At 33.1% G+C, this 22,381-nt stretch carries 20 protein-coding genes, 1 tRNA gene and 1 other annotated feature; of the genes, 14 read left to right on the forward strand and 7 right to left on the reverse strand.

Going from position 1 to position 22,381, the window contains the following annotated elements:
- Positions 1–80: 80 nt before the first annotated feature.
- The 8 genes from LJ207_RS11360 (at position 81) to nrdJ (ending at position 11,342) form a co-directional block, all read left to right on the forward strand.
- The gene (locus LJ207_RS11360) at positions 81–1,478 is read left to right on the forward strand and encodes a PTS fructose transporter subunit IIC (RefSeq protein ID WP_229346617.1); all 1,398 of its coding nucleotides are present in this window, start codon (positions 81–83) and stop codon (positions 1,476–1,478) included.
- A 214-nt stretch (positions 1,479–1,692) separates the two neighbouring features.
- Positions 1,693–2,715 (forward strand): peptidyl-prolyl cis-trans isomerase, encoded by a 1,023-nt coding sequence (locus LJ207_RS11365; protein WP_229346618.1) that lies wholly within the window; start codon positions 1,693–1,695, stop codon positions 2,713–2,715.
- A 107-nt stretch (positions 2,716–2,822) separates the two neighbouring features.
- The gene (locus LJ207_RS11370; protein WP_229346619.1) at positions 2,823–4,103 is read left to right on the forward strand and encodes a nickel-dependent lactate racemase family protein; all 1,281 of its coding nucleotides are present in this window, start codon (positions 2,823–2,825) and stop codon (positions 4,101–4,103) included.
- A gap of 73 nt (positions 4,104–4,176) precedes the next feature.
- Positions 4,177–4,394: a binding site (T-box leader), on the forward strand.
- 50 nt (positions 4,395–4,444) lie between these two features.
- Positions 4,445–5,713 carry a serine--tRNA ligase gene (gene serS / locus LJ207_RS11375; RefSeq protein WP_229346620.1) on the forward strand — a complete coding sequence of 423 codons (1,269 nt, stop codon included), beginning with the start codon at positions 4,445–4,447 and terminating at the stop codon, positions 5,711–5,713.
- Positions 5,714–5,971: 258 nt separating this feature from the next.
- A complete protein-coding gene (locus LJ207_RS11380) occupies positions 5,972–6,622 on the forward strand; it encodes a bifunctional 2-keto-4-hydroxyglutarate aldolase/2-keto-3-deoxy-6-phosphogluconate aldolase (protein WP_229346621.1) in 651 nt (216 codons plus the stop codon).
- Between the two features lie 37 nt (positions 6,623–6,659).
- On the forward strand, positions 6,660–7,682 hold the full coding sequence (locus tag LJ207_RS11385) for a sugar kinase (RefSeq protein ID WP_229346622.1): 1,023 nt from the start codon (positions 6,660–6,662) through the stop codon (positions 7,680–7,682).
- Between the two features lie 144 nt (positions 7,683–7,826).
- Positions 7,827–8,786, forward strand: a complete 960-nt coding sequence (locus LJ207_RS11390) for a sugar kinase (RefSeq protein WP_229346623.1) — start codon at positions 7,827–7,829, stop codon at positions 8,784–8,786.
- A 159-nt stretch (positions 8,787–8,945) separates the two neighbouring features.
- Positions 8,946–11,342: a ribonucleoside-triphosphate reductase, adenosylcobalamin-dependent gene (nrdJ, locus tag LJ207_RS11395; protein ID WP_229346624.1), complete on the forward strand. Its 2,397-nt coding sequence runs from the start codon at positions 8,946–8,948 to the stop codon at positions 11,340–11,342.
- 77 nt (positions 11,343–11,419) lie between these two features.
- Here the strand turns inward: nrdJ and LJ207_RS11400 are convergent, their stop codons facing one another.
- Positions 11,420–11,707, reverse strand: coding sequence for a hypothetical protein (locus LJ207_RS11400; RefSeq protein WP_229346625.1), 288 nt, complete (start codon positions 11,705–11,707; stop codon positions 11,420–11,422).
- A 415-nt stretch (positions 11,708–12,122) separates the two neighbouring features.
- On the opposite strand from LJ207_RS11400, the gene LJ207_RS11405 reads away from it, so the two are divergent.
- Positions 12,123–13,076 (forward strand): 2-hydroxyacid dehydrogenase, encoded by a 954-nt coding sequence (locus LJ207_RS11405; RefSeq protein WP_229346626.1) that lies wholly within the window; start codon positions 12,123–12,125, stop codon positions 13,074–13,076.
- 130 nt (positions 13,077–13,206) lie between these two features.
- A tRNA-Ser gene (locus tag LJ207_RS11410) sits at positions 13,207–13,294 on the forward strand.
- 102 nt (positions 13,295–13,396) lie between these two features.
- Here the strand turns inward: LJ207_RS11410 and LJ207_RS11415 are convergent.
- The 3 genes from LJ207_RS11415 to LJ207_RS11425 all read right to left on the reverse strand — a co-directional run bounded on the left by LJ207_RS11415 (position 13,397) and on the right by LJ207_RS11425 (position 16,208).
- A complete protein-coding gene (locus LJ207_RS11415; protein WP_229346627.1) occupies positions 13,397–14,389 on the reverse strand; it encodes an aldo/keto reductase in 993 nt (330 codons plus the stop codon).
- Between the two features lie 141 nt (positions 14,390–14,530).
- Entirely contained in the window at positions 14,531–15,295 is a 765-nt protein-coding gene (locus tag LJ207_RS11420) for an ABC transporter permease (protein ID WP_229346628.1), read from the reverse strand.
- Complete coding sequence (locus LJ207_RS11425; RefSeq protein WP_229346629.1) at positions 15,288–16,208, reverse strand: ABC transporter ATP-binding protein; 921 nt, start codon at positions 16,206–16,208, stop codon at positions 15,288–15,290. Before LJ207_RS11425 ends, LJ207_RS11420 begins: the two co-directional genes overlap by 8 nt.
- 493 nt (positions 16,209–16,701) lie before the next feature.
- Here LJ207_RS11425 and LJ207_RS11430 point away from each other — a divergent pair, with 493 nt between their 5' ends.
- Positions 16,702–17,769, forward strand: coding sequence for an SAP domain-containing protein (locus LJ207_RS11430; RefSeq protein WP_229346630.1), 1,068 nt, complete (start codon positions 16,702–16,704; stop codon positions 17,767–17,769).
- A 358-nt stretch (positions 17,770–18,127) separates the two neighbouring features.
- Positions 18,128–18,517 carry a DUF302 domain-containing protein gene (locus LJ207_RS11435; protein ID WP_229346631.1) on the forward strand — a complete coding sequence of 130 codons (390 nt, stop codon included), beginning with the start codon at positions 18,128–18,130 and terminating at the stop codon, positions 18,515–18,517.
- A 118-nt stretch (positions 18,518–18,635) separates the two neighbouring features.
- Here LJ207_RS11435 and LJ207_RS11440 read toward each other — a convergent pair whose 3' ends face one another.
- The 3 genes from LJ207_RS11440 to LJ207_RS11450 form a co-directional block, all read right to left on the reverse strand.
- On the reverse strand, positions 18,636–19,262 hold the full coding sequence (locus LJ207_RS11440; protein ID WP_229346632.1) for a class I SAM-dependent methyltransferase: 627 nt from the start codon (positions 19,260–19,262) through the stop codon (positions 18,636–18,638).
- A gap of 81 nt (positions 19,263–19,343) precedes the next feature.
- Positions 19,344–19,616: a diguanylate cyclase domain-containing protein gene (locus tag LJ207_RS11445; RefSeq protein ID WP_229346636.1), complete on the reverse strand. Its 273-nt coding sequence runs from the start codon at positions 19,614–19,616 to the stop codon at positions 19,344–19,346.
- A 27-nt stretch (positions 19,617–19,643) separates the two neighbouring features.
- A complete protein-coding gene (locus LJ207_RS11450) occupies positions 19,644–20,936 on the reverse strand; it encodes an acetamidase/formamidase family protein (protein ID WP_229346633.1) in 1,293 nt (430 codons plus the stop codon).
- A gap of 226 nt (positions 20,937–21,162) precedes the next feature.
- Between LJ207_RS11450 and LJ207_RS11455 the strand changes: the two genes are divergently transcribed.
- Positions 21,163–21,522, forward strand: a complete 360-nt coding sequence (locus tag LJ207_RS11455) for a hypothetical protein (protein WP_229346634.1) — start codon at positions 21,163–21,165, stop codon at positions 21,520–21,522.
- A 57-nt stretch (positions 21,523–21,579) separates the two neighbouring features.
- Complete coding sequence (locus LJ207_RS11460) at positions 21,580–22,332, forward strand: YaaA family protein (protein ID WP_229346635.1); 753 nt, start codon at positions 21,580–21,582, stop codon at positions 22,330–22,332.
- Positions 22,333–22,381: the final 49 nt, after the last annotated feature.

Raw genomic sequence — 22,381 nt, forward strand, 5'->3', positions numbered from 1 at the left:
AATTTATTTATTTATTCTATTTAAATTATTTATTCTATTTTCTATTTATTCTATCGGTTTAAAAATTAAGGAGGATTATAATGAGTGATAAGAAAAAAATTGTAGCGGTTACTTCCTGTCCAACAGGGATTGCCCATACTTATATGGCTTCTGAGTCATTAGAAGAAGCTGCTAAAAAGATGAATGTTGATATCTCAGTTGAAACACAGGGTTCTGTTGGGGTAGAAAATGAATTATCAGAACAGGATATTAAAGAAGCAGATGCTGTAATTATTGCTGCAGATACTAATGTTAGTCACGAAAGATTTGTTGGTAAATATATTGAAGAGGTTGCTGTAGCAGATGCAATCAATGATGCAGAAGCTTTAATTAATAAGGCATTAGAAGGTGCGGAAAAAGGTGAAGTTAAAGAAGATGTTGCTTTAGAAGCACAGGTCGAAGATGAAAAAGCAAAAAGAAAGCAGAAAAGAACCGGAGCTTATAAACACTTAATGACCGGAGTATCATTTATGCTGCCTTTTGTAGTAGCTGGTGGACTTGCAATAGCTATTTCATTTGTTTTTGGTATTGATGCTGCTGAGGAATCAGGTACACTTGCTGCAGCCTTAATGCAGATTGGTGGAGATGCAGCTTTTGCTCTAATGGTTCCAATTTTAGCGGGTTATATTTCTTTCTCTATTGCTGATAGACCTGGTATTGCTCCCGGTATGATCGGTGGTATGATGGCAAGTCAATTAGAGGCAGGATTTCTTGGTGGTATTATAGCAGGTTTTCTAGCAGGATATGTAACTCAGTTTTTGAAAGAAAAGATTTCTTTACCAAAGAATCTAGAAGGTTTAATGCCTATTTTGGTTTTACCTTTCTTAGCAAGTTTAGCTGTTGGACTCTTAATGATCTATTTGATTGGACCACCTGTACAGGCAATAATGACTGGTTTGGAAAGTTGGCTGCAGGGAATGACAGATGCAAATGCAGCTTTACTAGGACTTATTTTAGGTGCAATGATGGCTTTTGATATGGGAGGACCAGTTAATAAAGCAGCTTATACTTTTGGAGTTGGATTATTGGGTTCAAATATTTTTGCTCCGATGGCTGCAATTATGGCAGCAGGTATGACACCTCCGCTGGGTCTTGCTTTAGCAACAGTACTATTTAAAGATAGATTTACCAGACAGGAAATTGAAGCAGGAAAACCAGCCTGGGTAATGGGAATATCCTTTATTACTGAGGGAGCAATTCCATTTGCTGCAGCTGATCCGATAAGAGTAATTCCTTCAATAATGACTGGTTCAGCAGTTACTGGTGCTTTATCAATGTTATTTGGAGCAGGATTAAGAGCTCCTCATGGTGGTATTTTTGTGCTGCCAATCCCAGGTGTTGTAACTAATCTAGGCTTATATGCTTTGGCAATTGTTGCTGGTACTATAGTAACAGCTCTAATGTTAAGAATCACAAAACCTAAGTTAAAAAATGCTTAAATAAAGCTTTCCTAATAAATAACAAAGATAATATGCAGAGAAGAGGGCCTTAATAGGTCCTCTTTTTTGTTTAAAAAATATAATTTTAGCCCTAATTGTAAAAATGTCATTAAAAAATGATTAGAAATCCCCGGAATAGTTTCATAAAGGCAAAATATTTGATATAATAAGATAATATTTTAAGAAAGAATTTTAAAAACTAGGGAGTGTTAAGATGAGTTTTAATAAGAAGATTTTTCTTTTAACAACTATTATTTTATTATTATTTTCAATATCAGTTATGGCAGAGAATATTGAAAATACATTAAGTTTAGATGAAGGAGGTCCTGCAGCTGTAGTTAATGGAGAAGAAATTTCACAGCAGGAATTAGAGGGATTTTCCGATTTAAATGAGATATTAATGACTATTTTACAAACAAATCAAGAATTTGGCACAGTATTATTGCAGACAGAAGCCGGACAAGAAGTAATTGAAGAATATATGAGATATAAATTAGATCAATTAGTTAGTACTAAATTGATGGTTCAGGAAGCAAAAAATAGAGAAATAGAGGTCAGTGAGCAGGAAATTAATGAGATTATTGATCAGCAAATTGCTGGAATAAAACAACAAAACAATCTCACCGATCAGCAGCTAGAGATGGCTCTGAGACAGGAAGGATTTTCTTCATTAGATGAATATAAAGCTTTACTTATAGCCAGTAATAGGGATAGATTCTTTATAGAAAAACTAAGAACAGAAGTTACTGAAGAAATAACTATAAGTGATGCCGAAGCAGAAGAGTTTTACAATGAAAATCAGGCGCAATTTGAGATTCCTGCTCAATACAGAATCAGCCATATTTTGTTTGATGAATTAGAAAAAGCTGAAGAAGTATTAGTTCAAATAGAGGCTGGAGCAGATTTTGCTGAAATGGCTAGGGAACATTCTACTGGACCTACTGCTGAAAATGGTGGTGATTTAGGTTTCATTGCAGCTGATGAAAGGGGCATAGATGCAGTTTTCTTTAATGCTGCAAAAGAGCTGCAAATCAGCCAGATAAGTGAGAGTCCTGTAGAAACCCAATTTGGATTTCATATTATTAAAATGACCGATTTTAATGAAAGTGAAATTAGAGAGTTTGCTGAGGTAAAAGATCAATTAAAAGAAGAAATATTATCTCAAAAGTCTAATCAGGTCTGGAATGAATTTATGCATGGGTTGAGAGATAAAGCTGAAATTACAATCAATCTTTAAAAAGAAGATATTCTAAAGCTCCTTGTTCATTTATTGAATTGGGAGCTTTTTTTTGCACTAATTAAGAAAAAAATATATAATTAACAAAAATAATGGGAGATGAAAAAATGCAAAATATAGCCTTTAAATACGGTAAAGAAAAAATAGATTTTAATCTAGATAGTGCTAGAATTAAAAAAATTATTGAGGCAAATTATTCTGAGCAGCAAGCTTTAGAGCTTATCGCGAAAAAGGCACTTGCTGAACCGATTGCCTCTAAAAGATTAAGTAAAATTGTTAATGAAGGAGAGACAGCAGTTATTGTAATCTCTGATCTAAGTCGTTCCTGGCAGAAAATAGATCGATTTTTACCTTATATAGTCGAAGAACTGCAATCCGGTGGAATCAAATTAAAAGATATCAGCCTGCTTTGTGCTGGTGGTTCTCATCGACCTCACAGCAAAGCTGAAATAGAGAAATTAATTGGAAAAGAGTTATATCAAAAACTTAATTTCATTGCTCATGATTCAACTAAAAAAGAAGATTTAAGAAAAGTAGGGGAAACAAGTTATGGTACTCCTGTGATAATTAATAAAAATATTTTAGAAAATGATAGAGTTATTTTAACAGGTGGAATTGTTTTTCATCCTTTAGCTGGATTTGCAGGGGGCAGAAAATCTCTTTTACCTGGAACAGCAGCTTATCAATCTATTATGAAAAACCATTCCTTATCCCTAGCAGAAAAAGAGGGAGCAGGAATTAAGACTAGTGTTGATAGCAATAATTTAGCAGATAATCCGGTTCATCTAGATATGGTGGAAGCTGCCAAAATGATAAATGTAGACTTTATTTTTAATGTAATTCCAGATGGCAGAGGAGGAATTGCAGCAGCAGTTGCTGGTGATTTATTTGCAGCACATCAAAAAGGCTGTCAGATTACAGCTGATTTGTTTGGGATAGAAATTAAAGAGAAAGCCGAGTTAGTTATTGCTTCCTGTGGGGGTTTTCCTAAAGATATGAATCTATATCAGATTTCTAAGGCAATTATCAATTCGGTTAGAGTTGTCCAAAAAGATGGTTATTTACTTTTAATGGGTCAGGGGAAAGAAGGAATAGGTCATCCTGAAGTTAAAGATATTCTCCAAAACTATAATAATAATCTAGCAAGAGAAAAGCTTTTGCGTAAAAGTTTTACAATAGCTCGATTTGTAGGCTATTTGATAACTACAAAAATAGAAAATATCAATTTTATTTTAATAAGTGAACTGGAACAAAGCCAGTTAAATAATACCGGTATCAAAGTTGTAAAGACTTTAGATGCTGGTTTAGAGATAGTAAAAAATGAAGTGGGTGAACTGCCACCGGCATATATAATGCCTGATGCAGCCAATACTTTGCCATTTGAATAGAGAAGTCCAAGAATAAACTTGAATTTAAATTTTGACTGTAATATAATTAATTTAAGTAATAAATAGCCAGAGATTAAAAACTTAGAAAGGCATTAGTAGATATTGAGCAGAAATTAATAGAGAGCTGATGCTTGCTGAAAATCAGCCTGCTGAATATTCGAATCCAGCCCGGAGTTGTAAGGATTAAAGGAGTTTTCTGAGTAATCCAAACCGGAGAAGTCCGTTAAAACTTTTTAAGCGGCAGTTAATTCTGTCATTAGGGTGGCACCACGGGAAAATCTCGTCCCTTTTTATAGGGAGGGGTTTTTTTAGTTTTAAGAATATAAAAAGGAGGAATTGAAATGCTAGATATGAGATTTATCAGAGAAAATCCTGAATTAGTAGAAGCAGCTTTTGCCAAGCGTAATCTGGAATCAATAATACCGGAATTTCAAAAATTGGATGAAAAACGGCGTGATCTGCTTTATGAAGCAGAGCAGCTAAAACACAAGCGTAATGTTAATTCTGACAAAATTGGGGAGTTAAAAAGAAATGGAGAAGATGCCTCAGAGCTTATTTCTGAAATGCAGGAAGTAGCAAGTAGAATTAAAGAATTAGATCAAAAAATTGCAGAGGTAGAAGAACAATTAGATAATGTGTTATTAACCATCCCAAATATTCCCCATCAGAGTGTACCAGTTGGTAGTGATGAAGAAGATAACAGAGAAGTGAGAACTTGGGGTGATCCACCAGAATTTGATTTTGAGTTTAAACCTCACTGGGAAATTGGTGAGGATCTTGATATATTAGATTTTGAAAAAGGAGCAAAGGTAACTGGAAGCAGATTTACCTTTTTAAAAGGAGCAGCAGCTCGTCTAGAGAGAAGCCTAGTTAATTTTATGCTTGATTATCATACTGCTGAACATGATTATGAAGAGGTTTTTCCACCTTTTATTGCTAATGCAGATAGTATGACAGGAACTGGACAGCTACCAAAGTTTAAAAAAGATATGTTTAAACTTGATGGCCTAGACTATTATTTAATACCTACTGCAGAGGTTCCAGTTACAAATATGTATAGAGATCAAATTATGGATCCTGAAGAACTACCAAAATATTTATGTGCTTACAGTGCCTGTTTTAGAGCAGAGGCAGGTGCACATGGTCGTGATACCAGAGGTATAATTAGACAGCATCAATTTAACAAGGTTGAAATGGTTAAGTTTGTAAAGCCAGATGACTCTTATCAAGAGTTAGAAAGAATAACTGCAGATGCAGAAGATATACTTCAGCAGTTAGGCCTTCCTTATAGGGTTGTAACTTTATGTACTGGTGATCTAACCTTTTCTTCAGCAAAAACATATGATTTAGAAGTTTGGATGCCAGCTTATGAGACCTACCGTGAGATTTCTTCCTGTAGTAACTTCGAAGATTTTCAGGCGCGCAGAGCAGGGATTAGATATAGGCCAGATCCAGATTCCAGCACAGAGTTTGTCCATACTTTAAATGGTTCTGGGCTTGCAATAGGTAGAACATTAGCTGCTATTTTAGAAAATTATCAAAATGAAGATGGAAGTGTAACAGTTCCCGAAGTATTAAGACCATATATGGGAACAGATATTATCAAATAGTTAAATATTATCGAGAAGATTAATAATTTAATAAAGAATAAAGTAATCCTCTTTTTCTGTAGTGATTGAAGAAAAATTTGCTGCAGTAAAAGGGGATTTTTAATTTTTTAAAATTTTTTTCATAAAAAAGCAGGAGAATTGAGTTAAGCCTAGAATATAATTAATAAGATAAAAATAAAACTGTGTTTTACTATTAGAAACAATTTAGTTTTATTATTTAACTTAAACTATCTTTAGAAGCTTAAAGGAGGATTTTAAATGAGTAAATGGGATGATTTAAAAAGAGTTGAGGAAAGTGGAATTGTTGCTGTTGTTAGAGCTGAAAATGCAGAAGAGGCATTAAAAATTACCGAGGCTGTTAAAAAGGGTGGAATTAAAGCTATTGAAATCACCATGACTGTACCTGGAGCTATTGATGTTATCGATGGGTTAACAGATGAGTACAGTAAAGATGAAATTTTGATTGGCGCAGGTTCTGTACTTGATGCAGAAACAGCTCGTGCCTGCATTTTAGCAGGAGCTGAATATATTGTTTCTCCTTCTTTTGATGCGGAAACAGTTGCTTTATGTAATCGCTATCAAAAGGCTGTTATGCCTGGTGCAATGACTGTTACAGAAGTGGTAAATGCAATGCAGACTGGAGCGGATATTGTTAAAATATTCCCTGCAACATTGTTTGGACCAAAAATTATTAAAGCTGTTAAAGGTCCTGTACCACATGCACCATTAATGCCTACTGGTGGAGTTAATTTAGATAATGTTAAAGAATGGATTAAGGCCGGTAGTTATGCTGTTGGTGTGGGAAGCTCTTTAACTAAAGGAGCTAAAACTGGAGATTATGATCAAGTAACAGAAACAGCTAAAGAATTTGTTAAATTAATTAAAGAAGCTAGAGAAGAAATGAAGTAAAATAAAATTTAAAAAATTATCAGGAGGGTTTTATATTATGTCTAAGAAAGTTGTAACTTTTGGCGAAATTATGCTGCGTTTAACACCACCTGCTCATGAACGTTTTGTTCAGGCAGATAGTTTTAATGTTATTTATGGTGGAGGAGAAGCTAACACTGCTGTATCACTTGCTAACTATGGTCTTGATGCACGTTTTGTTACTAAGCTGCCGGAAAATCCAATTGGACAGGCTGCCTTAAATGAAGTTCGTCGTTTTGGTGTTAATACAGATTATATTGCTCGAGGTGGAGATCGCCTGGGAATTTATTATTGTGAAAACGGTGCCAGCCAGAGACCATCTAATGTAATTTACGATAGAGCTCATTCGGCAATTGCTGAGGCTGAAAGTGCAGATTTTGATTGGGAAGAAATTTTTGCTGATGTTGACTGGTTCCATTACACAGGTATTACTCCTGCTTTAAGTGAACAAATGTCAGATGTTACTTTAGAGGCTGTAAAAGCTGCTAAAAAACATGGGGTAAAGGTAAGCTGTGATTTAAATTATCGGGCAAAATTATGGACACGGGAAAGAGCAGGTCAGGTAATGGAAGGTCTGATGGAATACACTGATGTTGTAATTGCTAATGAAGAAGATGCCGAGATGGTATTTGATATTAAAAGTGGATCTGATATTACAGGTGGTGACCTCAATGTAGAAGGATACAAAGATGTTGCCAGTCAGTTAATTGAGCGCTTTGACCTAGAATTAGTTGGTAGTCATTTAAGAATTAGCCACAGTGCTTCTAGAAATGGTTGGTTAGTAATCTTATTTGATGGAGAGAACTTTGTTCAGTCAGCTAAATATGATATCCATATTATAGATAGAGTTGGAGGCGGAGACTCTTTTGCTGGAGCTTTAATTTATTCATTAGTTACAGGTAAAGATCTTCAGGATGCTGCTGAATTCGGTGCTGCTGCTTCTTGCTTGAAGCAATCCATTCCAGGAGATTTTAATCATGTAAGTGTTAAAGAGGTAGAAACCCTTGCTGCTGGTAATGCTTCTGGTAGAGTAAAAAGATAAGAGTTTGATAAATTATATAGATAGAAATAAGGCTGCAGTTTTCTGCAGTCTTGTTTTTATCTAAAGTAAAAATTTTCTAAATTACAAGCTTTAAAGACATTTTTCTATAAAAGAGTTAAAACTTTAAATTCTGGAGGGTTAGAAATGATTGATGTAGTTACAATTGGAGAAACTATGGCTGCTATGGCTCCCAAAGAAGTAGGTTCACTCAAATATTTAAATAATTTTTCTAAATATATTGCTGGAGCAGAATCTAATGTGGCAATAGGAGTGAAAAGATTAGGTTTCAAATCAGGTTGGATAAGCAAATTAGGCAAAGATCCTTTAGGTGATTATGTAGAATTTTTTATCAGAGGAGAAGGAGTAGATGTTTCCCAAGTTAAAAGAGATTGTAAACATAGAACTGGGCTTTTAATTAAGGAAATGCATACAACTAAAGAACCAAAGGTTTTTTATTACCGTGATAATTCTGCTGCTAGTCATCTTAATCCTAATGATATAGATGAGGACTATATTAAAAAAGCCAAACATATGCACTTAACAGGGATCACACCTGCTTTAAGTGATTCAGCTCAAAATGCTTTTTTCAGAGCTTTAAATTATGCTAAAAAAAATAATTTGCGGGTTTCATTTGATCCAAATTTGCGTTTTAAATTATGGTCAAGGTTAGAAGAAATGAAAAAAGTAATGCTCAATATAATTCCTCAGGTAGATGTACTTTTACCAGGAATTGAAGAAGGAGAAATTCTGCTTGGGCTTAGTGATCCTGAAGAGATAATTAAAGCTTTTTATAGGATGATGGATGATCATTCACTGGTTGTTTTAAAACTCGGCTCTCAAGGTGCTTTATATTATCAGGGCAATCAGATAGAACATGTTGAACCTTATCAAGTAAGTAATATTGTAGATTTGATTGGAGCAGGAGATGCTTTTGCAGCTGGACTTATTGCCGGTTTATTGAAAGACATGTCAATAAAAGAGGCTGTAGAATTAGCAAATTTAGTTGGTGCCCTTTGTATTACTGTTAAGGGAGATATTGAAGGCCTACCAACCTGGGAGCAAGTTGAATTTTATCAGGGTAAAAAAGAAGAAATTCATCGTTAATGGAATTTAATAAAGCAAGCTAAATTTCTTTATCCAAACCTAATTTGCTTTAAGCGAGTATAATTGATTAATATACTCGCTGTTATTACTGAAAAATAAACCCAATTATGCTATAATAAACATTCAGGTAGATATAGTAATTTAAAGGAGGTTGGTAATTTGAGCAAATCAGACATGACAGTAATTAAAAGAGATGGTCGTGAAGTAGAGTATCAGAGGGATAAAATAACTACAGCAATATATAGAGCAATGGTGGAATCAGGTGAAGATACTACAAAAAAAGATGCAGCTAAAGTAGCTATAGAGGTAGAAAAGTCTTTAAAAGACAAGTTTTATAAAAAAGAAAAAACTCCAAAGGTTGAAGAAATCCAGGATTTAGTTGAAGAAGAACTTATGCGGGCAGCATATGTGAGTACAGCTAAGACATATATTCTTTACAGAAGTAAAAGACAGCAGTCAAGACTGCAGAGAAAAAGCAAAGATAAAGAAAGTGCTTTGTTATCAAATGAATTTTTAAGTAAATATAAGCATCAGCCCAATCCATTTCCAACAGAGTTAGGAGAGTTTATTTATTATAGGACATATTCGCGCTGGTTACCGGAAGAACAAAGGAGAGAGTACTGGTGGGAAACAGTTAAAAGAGCTGTTGAATATAACTGCTCATTAGCTCCTACAACAAAAAAAGAGGCTGAAAAACTTTATGATAATGTTTATAATTTAAGGAACTTTTTAGCAGGCAGAACACTTTGGACTGCTTCTACTAAATCCAGCAAAAAATATGGTATGTCAAATTATAATTGTTCTTTTACAGTTATCGATAGTTTTAAAGCTTATCAAGATTTATTCTATTTATTAATGATAGGCAGTGGAGTAGGGTTTCGAGTACTGCCGCGTGATGTTGAACAATTACCTAAAATAAGAACAGATATAGAGGTAATTCATAAATATTATGAACCTGTACCAAAAGATGAAAGAAGAGAGTACACAGATTTTGATTTTGACGGTAAAGATGTTGTTGAAGTAAATGTTGGAGATAGCAAGGAAGGATGGATTCAGTCTCTAGAATATTATTTTAAGTTTTTAACTGACCATGCTTTTCGCCCTGTAAAAAGAATTATATTTAATTATGATTCGGTACGTCCTAAAGGAGAAAAGCTTAAAACGTTTGGTGGGACTGCTTCAGGACATCAAAGCTTAAAGAGAATGTTTACTAAAATTGACAAACTTTTAACAGAAAAACCGGATAGAGAATTGGATTCTATTAAAAGAGTTAAATTAAAATCTATTGATGCAATGGATATAGCAAACATAATAGCAGAAAATGTAGTTTCTGGAGGGGTTAGACGTTCATCTCAGATTTGTCTTTTTGCCAAAGAAGATAAGGAGATTGCACAAGCTAAAAGCAACCTTTATATCAAGGAAGATGATGAATGGGTTATCAATCCTGAGATCTCTCATCGCCAGATGAGCAATAACAGTATTTTCTATGAAGATAAGCCTTCTCGAGAACAGCTTAGTTGGCATGTTAAGCAGATGCGTTATAGTGGTGAGCCAGGTTTTATTAATGCTGTGGAAGCAAGTCGTAGAAGAGAGAACTTCAAAGGTGTTAATCCCTGTGCAGAAATATTATTAGACTCAAGAGGAGTTTGTAATTTAACTTCTTTAAATGTAATGTCATTTGTGGATGAAGAAGGTAATATAGATAAAGAAGCTATGTTTGAAGCTCAAAAACTTTCTGCTCGCTCAGGTTATAGAATGTCATTAATAGAATTTGAGCTGCCAGAATGGGATCAAATAAATAAGCGGGATCGTTTAATAGGTAATTCCTTAACAGGATGGCAGGATATGAAAAATGCTGCTGGACTAAGTGAAGCAGAAGAAGCAGAACTTTTAAGTGAGTTAAGAGAGGTTTCACACAAAGCAGCTAAAGAGATAGCAGAAGATGTTGGGGATAATGTACCCAAATTAATGACTACTGTCAAGCCTGAAGGTACTCAAACTCAGATGCCGACCGTTTCTAGTGGCTTACATTATTCACATAGTGAATATTATATTCGTAGAGTGAGGATATCTGCCTCTGATCCGCTGGCCCGGGTCTGTGAAGAATTAGATTATCCAATTCACCCAGAAGTAGGTCAGAATCCAGATGATCCTGAAACCCTGGTAATTGAGTTCCCGGTTAAAGCACCAGAAGGTGAGGTTAAAGCTGATATTGATGCTATTACCCAGCTGGAAACATATAAAATGTTCATGCAGAATTATGTTGATCACAATGCCTCAATTACAGTTCATGTAAAAGATGATGAGTGGGAAGATGTAGAAGAGTGGCTGTGGGAAAACTGGGAAGATGTAGTTGGCATTTCATTTTTATCTTACAGTGATAACTTCTATGAGCTGATGCCTTATGAAGAAATCACTGAAGAAGAATATAATAAAAGAGTAGAAGAAATGAAAAGGTTTAATCCTTCTTTAGTAACAAAATATGAAACAGAGTATATTGAAAGAGAAGTAGAAGAAGGAGCTTGTGAATCTGGAGCTGCCTGTCCTGTGAGATAGTAATTGCAAAAAATCTTCGTTTAACAATATAATTGCAAAACCTTAACTCCTATCAGTTTTTTGAATGATAGGAGTTTTTAGGTTAAATAATCTTTTTTAGTATCATCTGGTGAGTTATCAAGATTCTTTTTCAGTTTTTTGTATTGATGATCTAAATTCCTATATCTGATTTTAATATTTTCTATTTCCCGATCATTTATACCCATGGAAACTTCAATATAAGAATAAATAGTTTTTAAAGATGAAGCAATCTCACTTAAATTTTGTTGTTTAACTTCATTACTTTGCTCAGTGTCGTAATCTCTTAATTCTTCTTCAACAGTTTTAATATTTTTTTTGAGTTTTTCAATCATTTGATTATTCAATCGACTCCCTCCTTGAGAGATATAACTAATATGGTATTTGTTTGAACTTTATTGATTATAATTTGCTAAAAAAGTTTTATTGACAGGAGATTAGATGCTTAATTATTGTCATTATTCTATTAAGTATCTCTTTAGCTCTATATAGCTAGACTAAATTTGATTATGATTCAGTTTACTCTATATTACTATAATATCATTATATTAATAATTTAGCAACATTTTAGAGCTATATTAAGCTTAAATTCTATATTTAAGAAAATAAAGGCCAGCTTCTAATAATTTAGCTCTAAAAGATTCCAAAAGAAATTACTATTTAAGAAAAAAACTTTTAAAAAAACTATAGTTGTGAGAAAATAGAAGGGTAGAGAAGATAATAAATTAAAATTATTAATTAAAAATTTTAGGAGGGTGCCAAATGAAAATTGTAATGATTGAGCCGATTAATATTTCTCTGCTGAAGATAGAAGAATACAGACAAAGACTTGAAGTTGAAGGCCATCAATTGATTGCGTATTCGAATAGAGCAGAAAATGAGTCAGAAATGATCAAAAGAGCAGAAGATGCTGATATTTTAATTATTGCAAATCAGCCACTTTCAGCAGAAGTAATTAATTCCTGCCAGAATTTAAAGATGATTTCTGTTGCATTTACTGGTTATGATCATATTGCAGTTGAAGCCTGTCAGAAAAATGATATTTTAGTATCAAATGCTTCTGGTTATGCCAATCAAGCAGTAGCAGAATTGGTTTTTGGTCTAGCAATTGATTTGATGAGAAAGATGAAAGAATCTGATCAAGCAGTTAGAGCTGCAAAGACTAGAAAAGGATTAATTGGAAATGAACTTGCCGGGAAAAATTTCGGAATAATTGGTTTTGGCTCAATTGGTCAGAAAACTGCCAGTATTGCTAAGGCTTTTGGCTGTAATATTTTAGTTGACAATCACAAAAAATATAAAGCAGGCGAAGAAATGGGTGTAGAGTATTTAGCAGTAGATGCTCTTCTAAAAAAAGCTGATGTATTAAGTTTACATCTTCCTTTAAAAAAATCGACAAAAAATTTAATTGATGCAGAAAAAATTGCTTTAATGAAAAAGACTGCAATTTTGATTAACACTGCCCGAGGACCTGTAGTAAATAGTAAAGATTTGGCTGAGGCTTTAAATAATGATGTAATTGCCGGAGCAGGTATAGATGTTTTTGAGATGGAACCTCCTATACCAAAAAACCATCCATTATTAAATGCCAAAAATACTATTTTAACTCCTCATACAGCATTTGCAACAGAAGAAGCATTTTTAAAAAGAGCTGAGATAGTCTTTGCAAATATTGAAAAATGGTTAACAGGCGACCCCCAGAACGTAATTAGCTAAGAGATAATAATTAATAAGCAGCTTGAATTGCAATATGAAATGCAAAACTCATAGAAAACCAGCAAAAAATTGCAGAAAACATCTTGACAGCAATAAGATTATATAGTATTATATTACTTGTGACATAAGTGGAGAGATGTCCGAATTGGCTAAGGGGCCGGACTTGAAATCCGGTGAAGCCGAAAGGTGTCTGGGTTCGAGTCCCAGTCTCTCCGCCATGATATAACAGGGCTCAAGCCCTTTTTAGAAACCCGCCGTAAGGCGGGTTTTTTGTGTTTTAGTGTAGAAGATCAAGACTTAAAGTAATCTTAATTAAATTATTATTTGGCTGTTATAGCTTCAATAGCAGCTAATTCATCATTTGTAAATTCTATATTATTTAAGCTGCCAACATTTTCAATAATCTGTTCAACTTTACTGGCCCCAACAAGAACAGAAGTAGCTCCTTGGTCTAAAACCCAGGCTAAAGCCATCTGAGATAAGCTTTGATCTCGATCAACAGCAATCTGATTCAGTTCTCTTATTTTTTCTAATTTCTTTTCTGTAATACTATCTTTTTTAAGAGAGCCGCTTTCTTTGGCAGCCCTTGAATTTGCAGGAATTCCATCTAGATATTTATCAGTTAATAATCCCTGAGCCAGTGGAGAATAGATAATAGAACCCATTCCGGCTTCCTCAAGAGTTTCTAAAAGATTTTCTTTTTCAGACCAACGATCAAAGATAGAATAATTATACTGGTTTAAGAGCAGATCGACTCCCATATTTTCAGCAACTTTTACTGCTTTTTTAGTCTGCTGAGAATTATAATTTGAAATGCCAACATAAAGTGCTTTTCCCTGATCTTGAATTTGTTTTAAAGCTCCGATTGTTTCTGTTAGAGGTGTATCAGGGTCTGGACGGTGATGATAAAAAATATCTACATAATCAAGTCCCATTCGTTGTAGACTTTGATCAAGACTGGAAATTAAATATTTACGAGAACCCCAGTTTCCATATGGACCAGGCCACATATAATAACCTGCCTTAGAAGAAATTATCAGTTGATCACGATAAGGTCTAAAGTCTTTCTTCATTAAAATTCCCATAGTTTCTTCTGCTGATCCAGCGGGGGGACCATAATTATTGGCAAGATCAAAGTGGTTAATTCCTAAATCGAAAGCTTTACGCAGCATTTTCCGGGCATTTTCTAGAGTATCAATCCCACCAAAGTTATGCCATAAGCCTAAAGAAACTGCTGGCAATTTAAGACCACTATTACCGGTGTAATTATATTGCATTTTTTCATAACGATTTTCATCAGCTAAATAAGGCATCAAAAAACCTCCTGTTTTGATTTTTACATAAAATTTTCATTTCTAAATTTTGTTATATCAGAATTATCATACAAATTGATGTAAGCGGCTTACAACAGTTCTTATTTTTATTGAAAAACTATAATGTAAATAATCTATAATTTAACTCTTAATCTTATATCCAATTTTGAATAAATGAGTAACTACTAATAATAAAATAACAGCAAGACTCCCAATAATCAAGGCCGAAAAAGATGGTGCCATATCAGACTGACCGATAAAGGCAAATCGCACCGCATCCACCATATAAAAGACGGGGTTGAATAATGAAACCTCACTCCAGATTCCCGGCAGTCCCTTAACAGAATAGAAAACTCCACTTAAAAAGGTTAATGGTGTAATAAAAAAGTTAGAAAAAATAGAAACATGATCAAACTTTTCTGCCCATAGGCCGGCAACAATTCCAAAAAGAGAAAATATAGATGAAACTAAAATCGCAAAAAATAATGCTAAAAAAGGATGAGCAACTGCTCCTCCATAAAAGAAAGTAGCTACTAAATAAGTTACACTGCCGACTACAAGTCCTCTAACCATTCCCCCAATCATAAAACCTAAGGTGAGTTCAATATAGGAAAAAGGGGCCAGCAAAAAGTCAATGATAATCCCATTATACTTTGCACCGATCAATGAAGAAGAAGTATTGGCAAATGAGTTCTGGATCAAACTCATCATAATTAATCCGGGCACAATAAAATCAATATAGGGGATACCATAACCTGCAACCTCTCTATTTTGAAAGGAATAGGAAAAGATAATTAAATATAAGCCTGTTGAAATTAAAGGTGCAAATATAGTCTGAATAGCTACCTTAGAAAATCTTGCAACTTCTCTTTTTACAAGACTAAAGAAAGTGATATTATTAATCATCATCCCCTCCCGAATTAGTCAGCTTAATGAAGACATCCTCCAGCTTTGCACTTTCAATATCTATATCGACAATATCTAAATTTAAATCATTGATTTTCCTGAGAATTTTATCCAGATCTTGTTTTGCTGTTTCTATTTCAATCTGTCTCTGGTCATCATTTAATTTAAAATCAATTTCTATTAACTCTTCTTTTAATTCATGAGCTGGATCAGCAAATTTAATCTTAATAATCTTTTTGTCTATAGAATTTATCAGATTTTCTTTGCTGTCGACCTTAACTATCTTTCCCTTATTCATAATGGCAATCCGATCACAGAGGGCCTCTGCTTCTTCTAAATAGTGAGTTGTTAAAATAATTGTTTTTCCCTCTTTATTAAGCTGAATTACATATTCCCAGAGGCTGTTTCTCAACTCAACATCAACTCCGGCAGTTGGCTCATCTAAAACAATTATTTCTGGATCATGGACTAATGCTTTAGCAATCAGAAGTCTTCTCTTCATTCCTCCTGATAACTGTCGAGGTCCTATTTCTGCTTTATCTTTCAGACTAAGTGCTGCCAGCAGTTCATTGATTTTATCAGTATTATTTTTAATTCCAAAATAACCAGAATGTATCTCAAGTGTTTCTCTAACTGTAAAATAGGGATCAAAAGTAATCTCCTGTGGTACAATCCCTAAAGATTTCTTAGTTTCTCTATAATTTAAAATAATATCATTACCTAAAACTGTAATCTTTCCTGAATCCTTATGAACCAAGCCTCCCAAAATTCCAATCAAAGTACTTTTGCCTGCTCCATTAGGACCCAGCAAACCAAAAAATTCACCTTTTTCAATATCTAAATTTATGTCGTCTAATGCCTGTAAATTGCCATAACTTTTATTAATTTCTTTAATTTTAATTGCTGTAGACATCTTTTCCTCCTTATATATCTAAAATCAGGGGTGTTATCTTATTGTCTTTAAAATTATTTTATACTGCTGCTCTCATCATTTAAAGAAGGTTCTTTACAAATTAAAATAGAAAAACAGACACATATCTGTACCTTTTGTATAATGTTAATAACCACAAAAAGATTAGGAGGTACAGATATATGTAAAAATCATTGTAACATAAAACGAAGCAAAGATGAACAACTAGCTTTACAAAGATTGTATAAAATAGAACATTTATATAATCAAAAACTTTACTTCCTGCAGCTAGCTTTAAATGTCTTTTCTATTTTACTCTTAAGAAACATTTTGGAAAATTCACAATATATAAAGGAGATTTGTCAAATATATTGAAATATAATTATGACAAATCATTTAACTTGATGTGGGGAGTATTAGATGTATAGAGATATAGATAAATATAAAAAAAGAGCTTTATAATCTGGCTTTTTATGACGATGTATTAAAAGAAGAGTTGAATTTATCAGTTTATGAACATCGAATACTAGAAAGCAGGTTGGGATATTTCCCGCAAATTAATAATAAAGTTCATGGAATTAAAATAATAAAAAGTTCTCTTAAAGATTTACAGTACAGAGGATTAGTTGCTAGAATTAGGGATGATGATTGTTATTATGTTATTCCTCAAGAAATTGCTGAAAAAATGAGAACTATATTAGGAGTTGAATTAAGCAAAGATTCATACATTCTTTTATTAAAGAAAATTAAAAAAACACAACTTAAAGAAATACTTCGTGAAAATAGATTGCCTATTTATGGGAAGAAAAAGGAATTGTATAAAAGAATATTGCAAGCACGAATTAAGCCTTCTGAAGCATTAAATATACTAACAAGTGAAGAATTATCTGATTTGTTGCGTGAACTTGAAGATCCAAAGATCAGCGGAACTAAAGATGAAAAAATTGCAAATATAATTGATTTTTATAAGCAATTGATTACCTATAAAGTAGAAACTGGTGATGAGCGTGAACAATATTATAATTATTTAGTCGAACTTGCAAAAAGAGAATATGATCAGCTTCGCGGAAACAATATTATTAACAAAGATTTAGAAATTGAACAATATTTTGAGGAAGCAACTAAATTTCTTTTTGAAGTATTATTAGGACATGAGCTGCAAGAGATGCAAGGGAATGATAATCCAGATGGTAGGTTACTTTTTAACAATAATGAAGTAGTATTATGGGATAACAAAAGCTGTGAAAATGATTATACTTTTCCAGAAGATCATTACATACAATTTTTGAGATATATTAACAAAGAGAACAGAAGAGTTAATTTATTTTTGGTTATTGCACCTTCATTTACAAAAGAATCAATAAAAAAAGCTCCAAGGCTTAAAGCAGAGTCTAAAAAAGACACTGATGTAGGATTAATTACAGCAGAAGAAATAAAGTTTGTTGCAGAAAATTGGAGAGATTATTGTTCAAGTAGTTCGAGTTTTAGTCTTCAGGTATTTAATTATACTGGGAGATTAACAAAAGAGAGATTAAAAGATAGGATGGAGTGGGCTTTAAAATAATTTATGAGCCGAAGGTAAATAAAAAGGTAACGGCGGCCGCTTCCCAGTACTCCCCGGTGATTATAGCTCCAATGGCTGCTAAAGATACTATAGTGTCAATGCCTAGTATCTTTATTTTTAAGGTGTTATAGGCATTTTGCAACACCTGCTAACCTGCAACAATACTGGCAGTGATCATGAAGAGATCAAAATAACTCAATCCAACTTTGTCTTCTTTTTCTATTGACTTTCCAGCTATATCTCTAGTTCAAAGATGTAATTGGTTAACATAAGTGAATTTACACAATCTTTATACTTATATATAGAGGCTTAAAATATATTACTAAATTGGCTTTAAGCCAGGAAAGGAGAATATTTAATGAGTAATTATAGCATGAAGAAAAAAGTAGATCTTGATTACGAAGATGCCATAGAAAAAGTGAAAGCTGAATTGAAAAAGGAAGGTTTTGGGGTATTATCTGAGATTGATATGAAGCAGACATTTAAAGATAAAATAGGTGAAGACTTTAATAAATATATCATTTTAGGGGCCTGCAATCCTAAATTTGCTTATAAAGTGCTCCAAATGGAAGAAGATATCGGCCTGCTCTTACCTTGTAATGTGATCGTTTCTACTTCTGACTCGGGTGATACAATAGTAGCTGTCATAAATCCAATGGCAGTTATGAACCTGTCTAATAATGAAGAGATAAAGAAATTGGCTAAAGAGATCAAAGAACGTTTGGAGAGAGTTATAAAGAATATGTAGATGAAGATGTGAGCCGAAGTTGAAAAACAGCTGATTAATAAGAAAATTGAATGGAAAGTAATAAATCTTGCAAAGGGAGGCGGAATGATTCCACCCCCTACTTTATTTTCGTGATACTTTAACTAAGAATGATTAACTTAACGATATCTAACCAGAGATCTTCAACAGATTCTACGTTAAGACCAGCTGTCTCTATATTTTCCAGAGTTCTGCGATTGATATTGGCACCCCAAATATTTTTAGGGATAAAGTTTGTTAAATCCATAATCGGACCAAGTAAAAATTTCTGGCTCCGTAGATGTTCCAGCATATATACTTTGCCATTAGGTTTTAATACTCGCTTTAATTCCCGTAAGCCCTTAACAGGATCAGGTACCGAGCAAAACACACAGCTTGTCACAATAAAATCAAAAAAATCATCAGTGAATTCAAGCTTTTGAATATCCATTTCTCTAAACTCAATTTTTCTTACGGAATCAGAAGCTTTCTCCTTAGCCCTACTTAGCATCTTTGGACTAAAATCGATTGCAGTATAATTTATACCCTCAGGATAATATGGAATATTTTTACCGGTGCCCACACCTGCTTCCAATAATTTATCATACTCTTTTGAATTTTCCTCTATTTTATCCCAGAGCTTTTTCCTCCAGCCTTGAAAAGCTGCTTTTTCCATTATTATTTCAAATTTATCGTAGATAGGAGCTATTCTATCATATCTCTGTTTAGTTTTATTATCATCAGACATTTTATCACCCTATTAAAGAATCAGAATAAACTTAATGTATTATATTATAGGAATTCAAGTCAATATTTGTGTATAAATTTCTCACTCATATAAAGCACGGTCTGAACGGTTAATAAAATTTTTGCTGTTATCATCTTTGCCTAAATTGGTCAATCCAAAACTTGCAGTAATCTGACTATCAACATTGTTAAACTTCAATGAAGCAATTTCTTCTTTCAATTTTTCAGCACACTTTTTTGCGTTTTCTAGGCTGCAATCAGTTAAAAGGATTGCAAATTCGTCTCCACCAATTCTGGCATCCATATCTTCTTCACGGGTGAATTTTTTAAATACAGCAGCCCCTGATTCTAAAATCTTGCCTCCAGCCTTTTAATTAGATAGTTATTTTTGTTTATAATGTTCTTTAACAATTCCAGCAAGATTAATTTCTTTAAGTTTTGAGATAGGTGTTAGAATTGTTATATTAACAACTCCTGGTGCTCTACCAATGCTAATATCCCCATTAACTGTTACTCTATTTTTTATTTCATCAAGTGGATAATCAAGCAATTTTGCTAATTTTTCTAATCCATCTGCTGCAGCTGAATTTAAGTCTGCCCCACTTCCAATCATTTGAATAGGATACATTTCTTCTTCTATAGAACTCAAACCAATGCTTTGGGCTGTTTTTTTGATTTTTTTATTTTCTTCTTCTGTATATGGTTTTGTTAAAGGAGTTAAATCTTCAAAATTGGGAAGTATAATTGGACCCAAATTATTTAAATTTTTAATCAAATCAATAGTGACTTCTACTTCAGCGGAAATATCAGTTGTATGGCCAGCAATTTCTCCATCTCCCTGCATCGCATGAACATCTCCGATGTAAACTCCAGCGCCTTTAACTTTCACAGGTGCAATGACAACTGCTCCTTCTCTGACTTCATTAACATCCATATGAGCATCACTTCTATTTTTTAAATCTTCTTCGCTACAGGCAAATTCATGCTCAGCTCCCAGCAAGAATTGAGCAAAATCTCCAGCATTATGAGAAGAAGGCATATTAATGGCTGGCATAGTACCTATATTACCAATCATTGGTATTACACGGGCAGCTACTCCGGGCATATCATGTTTGGCAAATATATTGATAGAATGCTGCATTCCTGCTGATGTTAGATTGCTATATTTCTCAGCTTTTTTTGCAATTTCTTGGCTTATATTCTCATCAACAGTGATGCCAAATTCTCTTTTATTATCAAAATACATTGTATAGCCGTGTGGCATAATAAATGGAATTACAGGAGAATCACAGTTTTTACATTTGACAGCTTCTTCACCGGTACCTTTAACATAGGTATCTGGGTTTTTAGTTCCACAATTAGCACAGAAACTATCTATACCAGGGTCACTGTTGAAATATTCACCTTGTGCTTCATCTGTTCCTGAAGATGTTGCTCGAGATAGAACATTAATTTTATCTATTTTTATTGCTACAGCATCCCCAACCTCAGCATCTTCAATAGCTACAGGCCTGCCAACCTCATGCCAACTTTTAATGTGAGGTGTAATCATATTACCCCAACAGCCTGGATTTGTCCTTACAATAAATTTTCCTCCAGCAGCAAGTGTGTCTATCATTTCTATTTCCGGTCCAACAATATCAGTTGTTTCATCACAATATACTAATTTTTTCATTGTGCCACCTCCTTGTATAATACAATTATAGGATTAAAATTCTGATAATTCAAACTATTTTTCCGATAATACCTTTCTTAATTTTTTTTAATATATTCATAAAGCTAGAATACAAAACATAGAAAACAAAATGAATTTTAAATAAGTTAAGATGTAGCTTTTTTACAGAAAATGGGGATGATTAATATTATAATTATAAATAAAGGTTATGAGTAGGTGATATAAATTGAAAAAAAATAAAGATCATAAATTTGCTCCAGTAAGTGATAGCTTATTGATTAGTCTTCATCTAATCTTTATAATATTTTCTTTTGTTTTTGCTTTTAGAGCACCGTTTTATTTAGGTTTTTTACTTATATTTTTCCATAAAGCTCATGAAATATATTTTGGTGAATGCTATTTGACTCTTTTGCAGCAGCGTTATGGTTATAGTGGAGACAATGATGATTTTTTTTATCATTTATTTCACCGATTAAACATTAAAGTAAAAAGAAATTTAACTAAGAATATTCATCTGGCAATTAAAACCATCATTTTAATAATTGTTCTTTTTAAAACACTTTTATATTTTGATATTTTTTATTGAAGCTAGCAAAAGAACTAATAAATAATCAACAATAATTAAACAGAAAGGAATTAAAATATGAAAATTATCTTATCACCAAGTAAAACTCAAAATCATGAAAGAAAGCGAGAAGAAAAAGGCAGAGCTATTTTAAAAGAGGATAAGACCAAAGAATTATTTGAGTATTTAAAATCACTTTCAAAAGAAGAGTTAAAAACAGAGTTAGATATACAGGGTAATCTCCTGGATAGAACCTATCAATTTTACCAGGAACATAGTTTTGACGATCAAACTTTGCCTGCTATTGAATGTTATAATGGGGCAGTTTTTAAACAACTTGATTTAGAAAGTTATGCTGAGAAAGAGTTTTCTTACTTAGAGGAAAATCTTATTATTCTCTCTCCAATGTATGGACCCTTACACTCAGATACAGAAATCTGGCCTTACAGACTGGAAATGAGCTTAAAACCGAATAATATTAATCTTTATGAATACTGGCAGGAAGAAATGAAAGCTTATTTTGCTGATGTTGATCTAATTATTAATTTGGCTTCAAATGAATATAGTAAAGTTGTAGAAAAAAATTATCAGGGTAAAATAATTGACTTTTATTTTAAAGAAGAAAAAGAAGATGGCAGTCTTAAAACAATTGGTTATTATGTTAAGCAAAATAGGGGTAAATTGCTCAATAAATTGATTAAAAATCAGGTCAATAGTTTGGATAAGATTAAAGAAATAGAGTTGGATGGTTACAAATTTAATGAAAAGCGTTCAGATCAAAGAAAGTTTATGTTTATTAAACCGCTTGATTGTATAATGAACTTGAACTAATTAAAAAAATAATAAATAAAATGCCCATAGTGGACCAAACTGTAATATA

Origin of the sequence: Halanaerobium polyolivorans, from assembly GCF_020711195.1 — a bacterium.
In the GTDB taxonomy this organism is placed as follows: Bacteria; Bacillota; Halanaerobiia; order Halanaerobiales; family Halanaerobiaceae; genus Halanaerobium; species Halanaerobium polyolivorans.